Annotated in this window: 7 protein-coding genes; 2 read left to right on the top strand and 5 right to left on the bottom strand. The window is 74.6% G+C overall.

Going from position 1 to position 10029, the window contains the following annotated elements; all coding sequences use genetic code 11:
• The first annotated feature begins 240 nt into the window (after positions 1-240).
• Positions 241-1665 carry a type I glutamate--ammonia ligase gene (gene glnA / locus GTR02_RS15785; RefSeq protein WP_166608452.1) on the top strand — a complete coding sequence of 475 codons (1425 nt, stop codon included), beginning with the start codon at positions 241-243 and terminating at the stop codon, positions 1663-1665.
• 151 nt (positions 1666-1816) lie between these two features.
• On the opposite strand, the gene GTR02_RS15790 is transcribed toward glnA, so the two are convergent.
• The 3 genes from GTR02_RS15790 to GTR02_RS24580 all read right to left on the bottom strand — a co-directional run bounded on the left by GTR02_RS15790 (position 1817) and on the right by GTR02_RS24580 (position 4390).
• Entirely contained in the window at positions 1817-2449 is a 633-nt protein-coding gene (locus tag GTR02_RS15790) for a hypothetical protein (RefSeq protein WP_166608453.1), read from the bottom strand.
• Between the two features lie 166 nt (positions 2450-2615).
• Positions 2616-3371 carry an SDR family oxidoreductase gene (locus GTR02_RS15795; RefSeq protein WP_166608454.1) on the bottom strand — a complete coding sequence of 252 codons (756 nt, stop codon included), beginning with the start codon at positions 3369-3371 and terminating at the stop codon, positions 2616-2618.
• 8 nt (positions 3372-3379) lie between these two features.
• Positions 3380-4390 (bottom strand): acetamidase/formamidase family protein, encoded by a 1011-nt coding sequence (locus GTR02_RS24580; protein WP_166608455.1) that lies wholly within the window; start codon positions 4388-4390, stop codon positions 3380-3382.
• A 130-nt stretch (positions 4391-4520) separates the two neighbouring features.
• Here GTR02_RS24580 and GTR02_RS15805 point away from each other — a divergent pair, with 130 nt between their 5' ends.
• Complete coding sequence (locus GTR02_RS15805) at positions 4521-5300, top strand: isocitrate lyase/PEP mutase family protein (RefSeq protein ID WP_166608456.1); 780 nt, start codon at positions 4521-4523, stop codon at positions 5298-5300.
• A gap of 119 nt (positions 5301-5419) precedes the next feature.
• Here the strand turns inward: GTR02_RS15805 and GTR02_RS15810 are convergent, their stop codons facing one another.
• Both GTR02_RS15810 and GTR02_RS15815 read right to left on the bottom strand, forming a co-directional pair.
• Positions 5420-8539, bottom strand: a complete 3120-nt coding sequence (locus GTR02_RS15810) for a bifunctional [glutamine synthetase] adenylyltransferase/[glutamine synthetase]-adenylyl-L-tyrosine phosphorylase (protein WP_166608457.1) — start codon at positions 8537-8539, stop codon at positions 5420-5422.
• Positions 8540-8585: 46 nt separating this feature from the next.
• Positions 8586-9929, bottom strand: coding sequence for a glutamine synthetase family protein (locus GTR02_RS15815; protein WP_166608458.1), 1344 nt, complete (start codon positions 9927-9929; stop codon positions 8586-8588).
• Positions 9930-10029: the final 100 nt, after the last annotated feature.

Consider the following 10029-nt stretch of genomic DNA (forward strand, 5'->3'; position numbering starts at 1 on the left):
GCCCCGGGTCGCCGCCCCGCGCCGCGCGTGCGCCCTTCGCTCCCCGATCCGCCACCCCCCGACCCTAAGCGGCCCGCACCCCACCCGCCGTCGGTGGCGGGCGGGGCGCGGTGTGCCCTTCACCACGACCTCGGTAACGTTGGCGAAACGTCGGCGACACGGGCGCGAAACCTTCCGCCCCTAGCGTCGGCGCGTCCGCGGCGGCCCGATTGCCGGGCCGATCCCGTCCCTGGAGGTTGGATGTTCAGCAACTCCGAAGAGGTCCTGAAGTTCATCAAGGATGAGGACGTCAAGTTCGTCGACATCCGCTTCTGCGACCTGCCGGGTGTCATGCAGCACTTCAACGTGCCGGCGGCGTCGGTCGACGCCGACGCGCTGACCGAGGGGCAGATGTTCGACGGCTCCTCGATCCGCGGGTTCCAGGCGATCCACGAGTCCGACATGAAGCTCATCGCGGACCCGACGTCGGCGTTCCTCGACCCGTTCCGGACCGAGAAGACGCTCGTCATCAACCACTCCATCGTCGACCCGTTCACGGGCGAGCCCTACAGCCGCGACCCCCGCAACATCGCGGCCAAGGCCGAGGCCCACCTGAAGACGACCGGCATCGCCGACACCGTCTTCTTCGGCGCCGAGGCCGAGTTCTACATCTTCGACGACGTGCGGTTCGAGACCAACGAGCGCTCGTCGTACTACTACATCGACTCCGTGGAGGCGGCCTGGAACACCGGGCGCGCCGAGGACGGCGGCAACCGCGGCTACAAGACGCGCTACAAGGGCGGGTACTTCCCCGTCCCGCCGGTCGACCACTTCGCGGACCTGCGCGACGAGATGTGCCTCGAGCTGGAGAAGGCCGGGCTGTCCGTCGAGCGCTCGCACCACGAGGTCGGCACCGCGGGTCAGGCGGAGATCAACTACCGGTTCGACAGCCTGAAGAACGCGGCCGACCAGCTGCTGCTCTTCAAGTACATCGTGAAGAACGTCGCGTGGCGCAACGGCCGCACCGTGACCTTCATGCCCAAGCCGCTCTTCGGGGACAACGGTTCCGGCATGCACTGCCACCAGTCGCTGTGGAAGGACGGGGAGCCGCTCTTCTACGACGAGAAGGGCTACGGCGGCCTGTCCGACATGGCGCGCTGGTACATCGGCGGGCTCCTGCACCACGCGCCGTCGCTGCTGGCGTTCACCAACCCGACGGTGAACTCCTACCACCGCCTGGTGCCGGGCTTCGAGGCGCCGGTCAACCTCGTCTACTCGGCGCGCAACCGCTCGGCCTGCATCCGGATCCCCATCACGGGCAACAACCCCAAGGCCAAGCGCCTGGAGTTCCGCGTGCCGGACCCGTCGGCGAACCCGTACCTGGCGTTCTCCGCGCAGCTCATGGCGGGCCTGGACGGCATCAAGAACCGCATCGAGCCGGCCGACCCGGTCGACAAGGACCTCTACGAGCTCCCGCCCGAGGAGCACGCGAACATCAAGACGGTCCCGTACTCGCTGCCCGCGGTCCTCGACAAGCTCGAGGAGGACCACGAGTACCTGCTCGACGGCGGGGTCTTCACGCCCGACCTCATCGAGACCTGGATCGACTACAAGCGCACCAACGAGGTCGACCCGATCCGCCTGCGGCCGCACCCGCACGAGTTCGAGCTGTACTTCGACATCTGATCCGCAGCAGGTCGGCCACGACCTGCCGCGTCGGTGACGGACGACCTCGAGGCCGTCCCCGCCCCCGCCCGGGCCCCGTGCCCGTCGGCGGGGCCGGGGGCGGCCTCCTGCGCGTGGGGGCCGTCCCCCGGGCCGGTCGGCAGGAGCCGGGTCAGTCGTCGGTGCCCACGTCGCGCCGGGCAGCGCTGACGTAGTCGTCCTGGGCCTGGTGCAGGTCGCGCAGCAGCAGCCGGCCCCGTGGGACGCCCCGGACGTCCTCGCTGAAGTAGGCCGGGTCGCCGCCGTAGATCAGGCTGATGACGAGCGTCTCGGCCTGCTGCGCGACGTCGGCCGCGCTCGCCTTGGCCTCCTCCGAGGCCAGCAGCAGGACCCGCGGCAGGGCGAGGTGGACGGGCTTCTCGAGCGACTCCAGGCGGTCGCGGTCGAAGCGGCCGAGCCCGCCGCCCGCGGCGCCGCTGGTCAGCGAGTAGCCCCGGATCGCGTCGTACACCTGCACCGAGACGGTCGCGACCAGCGGCAGCAGGCTGCCGATGAGCTCCTCGTGCGCCCCGCGCCGCTCCTCGCGCCAGGTCGAGACGAGGTCGCGCTCGTGCTCGACGCGGTCGGCGGCGGCGTCGGCGTCGCGCTGGTCGTTCGCCATGCCGCGCAGGTGGTCCTGCTCCTTCACCAGCTGCTCGAGCCGCCGCACCTCCAGCGCCCGGGCCCACCGCTGCTGCAGCCCCAGCGACGCGCCGACGACGGCGGCGGGCACGACGGCCAGGAGCAGCGCCTGCCACCACAGCACGGCTCAGTCCCCCCGCACCGGCGCGGCGCCGGTTCGGCTGCGCTGCGCTCGTGTGCCCTCACGGTGCGTCATGAGCACAGCCTGCCCGATGATGCGGCCGGGTGCGGCGGCAACGCCCGGGGCAGGTGGGGCCGACGGGCCGCCGGCGAACCTGCCCCGGGCGCCGTCAGAGCTGCACGCCGCGGGTCAGGGCCCCGTCGACGACGAGGTTGGTGCCGCTGACGAAGCTGGCGACGGGACTGGACAGGAAGACCACGGGTGCGGCGACCTCCTCCGCCGTGGCCATCCGCCCGGTCGGGTTGAGGGCGAGCGCCGCGGCGAAGAACGCCGGGTCGTCGCGCTCGACGTGCTGCCAGACGCCGCCGTCGAAGTAGGTGTTGCCGGGCGAGACCGTGTTGGCCCGGATGCCCTCGGCGGCCAGCTGGTGGGCCAGGCCCTGCGTGTAGTGCACGATCGCGGCCTTGACGGTCCCGTAGGGGCCGGCGAACGCGTCGACCTCGCGGCCCGACACGCTGCCGATGGTGACGATCGAGCCGGCGCCGGCGCGCCGCAGGTGGGGCAGCGCGGCGTCCACGAGCGCCACGGTGCCCATCAGGTCGACGTCCAGCGACAGCCGCCAGCTCGCGAGGTCGTTCGCGGCCGCGATGGCGCTGACGTTGGCGACGACCGCGTCGACGCCACTGAGGTCGGCCGCGCTCGCGTCGACCCACGCGGCGACGGCCTCGCGGTCGGCGACGTCGACGACCGCGCCCGTGAGCCGGCCGTCGGGGACCGCGGCGACCGCGGCCTCGACGTCGGCCGCGGTGCGCGCGCACATCGCGACGCGCGCGCCCTCCGCGAGGAAGGCCGCGACGCACGCGGCCCCGATCCCCCGGGTGCCGCCGGTGACGAGGACGCGGGTGCCGGTCAGCTGCAGGTCCACGGGGGCTCCTAGAGGTCCGCGGCGAGTCGCCGCATCCGGTCGTGCACGCCGCCGTAGACCTCGGCGCGCGGCAGGAGCCGCTTGGGCAGCTTGGTCACGACGCTGTAGTTCACGTCGACCACGTTGGCGAGCGGCACCTCGCTGATCTGCGAGAGCAGCTGGTAGGCGTCGAGGGTGTCCAGGCCGTGCAGCTCGGCGAGCCACCCCACGGCGTCGACCTGCCCGGCGCGCCAGGCGTCCTCCAGCGGGCGCGCGGACCCGACGACGCTGAGGTGGTCGTCGCTCTCCAGCCGCGGCCACGCCGGCCCCCCGCCGGACACGTCGCCCTTGAGCAGGTCCACGAGGATCGTCGAGTTCATCGCGCCCTCGACCGCCGTCCCGCAGGACTCGCCCTCGCCCTGGCGGTAGTGCCCGTCGCCGACGGAGAACAGCGCGCCCTCGACGTTGACCCGCAGGTACACCGTCGCCCCCGCCTTCATCTCGGGCGTGTCCATGTTGCCGCCGAACGCGTCCGGGACGAGCGCGGCCCGCACCTCTCCCGCGGCCGGCGCCACCCCGACCGTGCCGAGCATGGGTTCCAGCGGCAGCGGGATCGTCAGGTCGCCGGAGGCGGACTGGAACGCCACCGTGCGGGCGTCGCTGTCGACCTCGTAGATCCAGGTGCGCTCCGGCAGCGGGGGTTGCAGGGTCGCGGTCCGGTCGGTGCCCGTCAGGCCGCCGAAGAACGGGATGAGCGAGGACGCGCCCCAGCTGCGCGCGGGCGTCAGGTCGGCCAGGTGCAGGACGAGGGTGTCGCCGGGTTCGGCGCCCTCCACGTAGAACGGGCCGGTCTGCGGGTTGACGAACGGCATGTCCAGGGACGCGCTCGCGAGGTCGGCCGTGGAGCGCAGCCGGCCGCAGAACGCGTCGTCGCTCCAGAGCTTCAGGGCGCTGCCGGGGCGGATGCGCCGGACCGGCGCCACGCCGCCGAACGTCCACGCGTACTCGTCCGGGGTGGGGGTGAACTCGATGACGTCCACGGTCCTCCGAGGTTCGGGGGCGGGAGAGCGTCGCCGCTCCGGGGTCGCCTTCCTACCGCAGTCGCCCGGGCCGCGTCACGGTGCCCCACCGCGGCCTCCGCCCGACCGCGGTGCGGGTAGCGTCGCGGACATGACCACCCCCGCGGAGAAGGCCACCGAACTGCGCCGCCTGCACGCCGATCCCGAGCTCCTCGTCCTCGTCAACGTGTGGGACGCCGTGAGCGCCACCGTGGTCGCGGGCGAACCGCAGACCCGCGCCGTCGCCACGGCCGGGCACTCGATCGCCGCGACCTACGGCTACGGCGACGGCGAGCAGATCCCGCTCGACCTGACCCTGCAGATGGTCGGCCGCATCGTCGAGGTGGTCGGCGACCTGCCCGTCACGGCCGACCTCGACGGGGGTTTCGGGAACCCGCCCGAGACGGTCCGCCGGGCGATCGGGGTCGGCGTCGTCGGGGCGAACGTCGAGGACCAGCTGCGCCCGCTCGCCGAGGCCGCCGCGAACGTCGAGGCGATCCTCGCCGCGGCGGACGCCGAGGGCGTCCCCTTCGCGCTCAACGCCCGCACCGACGCGTTCGTCCGGGGCGGCGACCGCCCCCGCGAGGCGGTCCTCGCCGACGCGGTCGAGCGCGGCCGCGCCTACCTCGCGGCCGGGGCGACGACCGTGTTCGTCCCGGGCCCGCTGGACGAGGCCGCCGTTCAGCAGCTCGTCGAGGCGTTCGGCCCGCAGAAGCTCAGCGTCATCGGCATCCCGGGCGTGCCCGCGCAGGCGCGGCTCGCGGAACTGGGCGTCGCCCGGATCACGTACGGGCCCCTGACGCAGCGGGTCGCCCTCACGGCCCTGCAGGACGCCGCGCGCGGCATCTACGCGGGCGGCGGCATCCCCGAGGGCACCCGTCCCCTGAACTGAGGCACCGTCGGCTGCTCCCGCCGCCGGGCGTGTCCCGGGGCTGCCGGGGCACGACCCGGGCCGGGGCGCGTCACTGCCCGCCGTGCCGGGGTGGTGGGAGGACCCGGCGACCCGGGGGCTCAGCGGCCGTAGAACACGCGCTCGACGACGCCGCGGGCCCGGCGCGTGGTGCGCAGGTACAGCTCCTCGAACTCCGCGGAGCTGCCGGGGTCGAAGCCGAACAGGCGCGCGAGCCCGTCGAGGTCGCGGCGCTGGGTGGGCAGCGCGTCCCCGGGCCGCCCGCGCCACAGGGCCAGCGCGTTGCGCGCTCGCGAGGCGAGGTCCCACGACTGCACGAGCACCTCGTGGTCGGCCGGGTCCAGCAGCCCCGCCTGCACCGCGCCGGAGAGCGCGCCGAGCGTCGAGGTCGTCCGCAGCGCCTCGTGCCGGCCCGCCCCGCACAGCTGCAGCAGCTGGGCCGTCCACTCCACGTCGGACGTGCCGCCGCGCCCCAGCTTCAGGTGCCGCAGCGGGTCCGCGCCGCGGGGCAGCCGCTCCGCCTCGACGCGCGCCTTGATCCGGCGGACCTCGCGCACGGCGGCCTCGTCGAGACCGTCGGCCGGCCAGCGCAGCGGGTCGACGAGGGTCAGGAACCGCTCCCCCAGGTCGGCGTCGCCCGCGACGGGCCGGGCGCGCAGCAGGGCCTGGGCCTCCCACGGCTGCGACCAGCGGGCGTAGTAGGCGCGGTAGGAGGCCAGCGAGCGCACGAGCGGGCCGTTGCGGCCCTCCGGCCGCAGGTCGGCGTCCACGACCAGCGCGGGTTCCGGGCCGGCCGCCGCGAGCTGCCGGCGCAGCTCGGCGACGACGGCCGTGGCGGCCTGTTGCGCCTGCGTCTCGTCGGCACCGGGCAGCGGGTCGTGCACGAACAGCACGTCGGCGTCGCTGCCGTAGCCGGTCTCCGCGCCGCCGAGACGGCCCATCCCGACGACGAGCAGGCGCGTCGGCAGCGGCCCCGTGCGCTGCTCGACGTCGCGCACGCTGACCCGCAGCGCCACCTCGAGCGCGGCCTGGTCGGCGTCGGCCAGGGACCGGCCGACGCCCGCGAGGTCGCGGCGACCGACGAGGTCGGCGACGACGGTGCGGAACAGCTCGCGGCGCCGCACCGCGCGCACCGCCGCGACGGCCGAGCCCAGGTCGGTGCGGCGCTGGGCCGCCGCGGCGGCGGCCTCGAGCACCTCCGAGACGTCGTAGGGCGCGAGGCGGTCGTCGTCGGCGAACACCGCGACGGCCTCCGGGCTGCGCAGCAGCAGCTCCGCGGGCAGCCGCGCCGCGGAGAGCACGTGGGCGAGCCGCTCGGCCGCGGCGCCGGAGTCGCGCAGCATCGTCAGGTACCACTGGGTGCCGCCGAGGGCCTCGGACACCTGCCGGAACGCCAGCAGGCCCGCGTCCGGGTCCGCGCCGTCGGCGAACCAGCCGAGCATGACGGGCAGCAGCGTCCGCTGGATGCTCGCGCGCCGGCTGACCCCGCTGGTCAGCGCCTCGAGGTGGCGCAGCGCCCCCGCCGGGTCCCGGTAGCCCAGGGCGGCGAGCCGCTCGCGCGCGGCGGCCGGGCTGAGCTGACCGTCCAGCCGGGCGTCGGCGGCGGACAGGCGCGCGACCGACGACAGCAGCGGACGGTAGAACAGCTTCTCGTGCAGCCGGCGCACGTCGCGGCGGGTGCCGCGCCACACCTCGTCCAGCTGGCGCACGGGGTCGGCGCGCATCATCAGCGAGCGGCCCAGCCGGCGGCGGTCGACCTCCCCGACCGGCAGCACGTGCGTGCGCCGCATCCGGAACACCTGGATCCGGTGCTCCAGCGAGCGGAGCAGCCGGTAGTCGCGGTCCAGCTCCCCGGCGTCGTGGCGGCCGACGTAGCCGAAGGCCGCGAGGTCGTCGAGGGCCTCCAGGGTGTTGGCGCTGCGCCGCAACCGGTCGTCGCTGCGCCCGTGCACCATCTGCAGGAGCTGGATGGAGAACTCGACGTCGCGCAGGCCGCCGCGGCCGAGCTTGAGCTGGCGGTCGGCCTCCTTGGACGGGACGAGCGCCTCGACGCGACGGCGCATGGCCTGCACGTCCTCGACGAAGCCCGCGCGCTCGCTCGCGCTCCAGACCATGGGGGCCACGGCCTGCACGTACGCCCACCCGAGGTCGACGTCGCCCGCGACGGGCCGCACCTTCAGCAGGGCCTGGAACTCCCACGTCTTGGCCCAGCGGCGGTAGTACTCGACGTGGCTGGCGAGGGTCCGCACGAGCGGGCCGTTCTTGCCCTCGGGGCGCAGCGCCGCGTCGACCTCCCACAGGGCGCCCTCCGCGGTCGGCGTGGAGCACGTGCGCTGCAGCGCGACCGCCAGCTTCGCGCCGACCGTCAGCGCCTCCTCCTCGCCGTGGCCCTCGGCGGGTTCGACGACGTAGACGACGTCGACGTCGGAGAGGTAGTTGAGCTCCCGGCCGCCGGTCTTGCCCAGGCCCATGACGGCGATCCGGGCGGCCGCGCCGGCGTCGGGCAGCTCCGAGCGCGCGATGGCCAGCGCCGCCTCGAGCGCGCCCGTCGCCAGGTCCGCGAGCTCCCACGCCGTCGCGTGCAGCACGGCGGTCGGATCGGCCGCGGCGAGGTCGCGGCCCGCGAGCCCGACCAGGCGCCGGCGGTAGGCCACGCGGAGCGCGTCGCCCGGCGGCCGGCCCCGCCGGCCCTGCCCGGCCACGGGGACGGCGGCGGACGGGTCCGCGCCGACGGCGCGCAGCAGCTCGGCGCGCAGCTCGCCCGCGTCGGGGGCGCTCGCCGAGGCCAGCACCGTCCAGTGCCGCGGGTAGCGCACCAGGTGGTCGCCGAGCGCGACGGAACCGCCCAGCACGGCCAGCAGCCGGGCGCGCGTCCCGACGGCGTCGCGCAGGTCGCCGCCGCGCAGGAGGTTGAACGCCGCGGCCACCCCCTCGGCCTCGTGCGGGGCGGACGCGCGGTCCAGCCCGCCCGCGAGGGCCTCGCACCAGCGCACGAGCGCGAGGAGCGCCTGGTCGGGGTCGGCGGTGCGCCCCAGGGCGCGGACGAGGGAGGCGGTGGCGTCGTCGGCGGGCACCGAGCCGTCCTCGCCGACGTCGACGACGTCGGCCAGCGCCCGGTCGCGCAGCAGCGCGAGGGCGCGCTCGGGGTCGGCGAAACCGGCGCGCGCCAGCAGCGCCGTGGCCCCGGCCCGGCGCCCCGCGGGGGCGGCGGCACGCGTCACGTCCCCAGCCCCCGTCCCTCGCTGCCCACCGGTGCGCCGCCGCCGGTCAGAGCAGCGGCAGGTAGCGCTGCAGCTCGAACGGCGTCACCTGGGAGCGGTACTCCGCCCACTCCTGCCGCTTGTTGCGCAGGAAGAAGTCGAACACGCCCTCGCCCAGCGCCTCGGCGACGAGCTCCGACTCCTCCATGATCGCGATGGCGTGCTCCAGGCTCTGCGGCAGCGGCTCGATGCCCATCGAGCGGCGCTCGGCGTCGGTGAGCGACCACACGTCGTCCTCGGCGCCGTCGGGCAGGTCGTAGCCCTCCTCGATGCCCTTCAGGCCGGCGGTGAGCAGCAGCGCGAACGCCAGGTAGGGGTTGGCCGAGGAGTCCAGCGCGCGGTACTCCACGCGCACCGACTGGCCCTTGCTGGGCTTGTACATGGGCACCCGGACCAGCGCGGAGCGGTTGTTGTGGCCCCAGCAGACGTAGCTGGGCGCCTCGCCCCCGGCCCACAGCCGCTTGTAGCTGTTGACGAACTGGTTGGTGACGGCCGTGATCTCGGCCGCGTGGCGCAGGACGCCCGCGATGAACTGCCGGCCGGTCCGGGAGAGCTGGTACTCCGCTCCGGGCTCGTAGAAGGCGTTCGCGTCGCCGTCGAACAGCGACAGGTGCGTGTGCATCCCCGATCCGGGGTGGCCCTGCAACGGCTTCGGCATGAAGCTCGCGAACAGGCCCATCTCGCCCGCGACCTCCTTCAGGACCGTGCGGAACGTCATGATGTTGTCCGCGGTCGTCAGGGCGTCGGCGTAGCGCAGGTCGATCTCGTTCTGCCCCGGTCCGCCCTCGTGGTGGCTGAACTCGACCGAGATGCCCATGCTCTCCAGCACCGAGATGGCGCTGCGGCGGAAGTCGTGGGTCGTGCCGCCGGGGAAGTTGTCGAAGTAGCCGACGTAGTCGACGGGCTCCGGCACCTCGTCGCGCTTGAGGGGCCCGTTGAACAGGTAGAACTCGATCTCGGGGTGCGTGTAGAAGGTGTAGCCGTGCTGCGCCGCGCGGTCGAGGGCGCGCTTGAGCACGAACCGCGGGTCCGAGCGCGCGGGCTGGCCGTCGGGCGTGAGGATGTCGCAGAAGATCCGCGCCGTCCCCTGGTGCTCGGAGTCGCTGCGCCACGGCAGCACCTGGAACGTCGACGGCTCGGGCTTGAGCAGCATGTCGGACTCCGACACGCGCGAGAGGCCCTCGATGGCCGAGCCGTCGAAGCCGATGCCCTCACCGAAGGCGCCCTCGAGCTCGGCCGGCGCGATGGCGACCGACTTCAGCGTCCCGATGACGTCGGTGAACCACAGCCGGACGAAGCGGATGTCCCGCTCCTCCAGCGTTCGCAGCACGAACTCCTGCTGGCGGTCCATGGCCACCCTTCCCGTCGTCGGCCGAGCGCAGCCGTCCCGGTGCGCGCGCTCGTCATCCTCCCCCATCCCGCCCCCCGCGCGGGGCCGCGCCCCGCGGAGC

Origin of the sequence: Kineococcus siccus (assembly GCF_009906795.1) — a bacterium.
GTDB classification, from domain to species: Bacteria; Actinomycetota; Actinomycetes; order Actinomycetales; family Kineococcaceae; genus Kineococcus; species Kineococcus siccus.